General features: G+C 56.9%; 1 protein-coding gene. It reads left to right on the top strand.

The window, feature by feature from the left end:
- Positions 1-87 precede the first annotated feature (87 nt).
- Positions 88-262, top strand: a 175-nt coding sequence (locus VQ042_RS23555) for a transposase family protein (RefSeq protein ID WP_331822725.1), incomplete at its 3' end; no start/stop codon positions are given.

Below are 262 nucleotides of genomic sequence, written 5' to 3'. Positions count from 1 at the left end.
CAGGGCAATCGGGTGAAGAAGGTGATGACAAGCGGCTGAAGAGCTGAATCTTTCGAACTCCTCTGATTCTTGCGGGAGGAGATTTCGATGGTGGAGAGCGATGGCGATTTTGTCGCCTTGGCGGAGACGACGGTTTTTCTTTTTTATTGCAAGGAGATGCCGGATCATCGGCAGCCGGGCAAGGTTCTCTACCCGCTCGACGAGGTGCTGCTCCTTTGCCTGCTCGCGGTTCTGGCCGGGGCGGAAGCGTTCACCGACATCG

The sequence above is a fragment of the Aurantimonas sp. A2-1-M11 genome, assembly GCF_036549475.1.
Lineage (GTDB): Bacteria > Pseudomonadota > Alphaproteobacteria > Rhizobiales > Rhizobiaceae > Aurantimonas.
The sequence above is the reverse complement of the archived record's forward strand: the minus strand, read 5'-3'. Positions and strand labels throughout refer to the sequence as shown.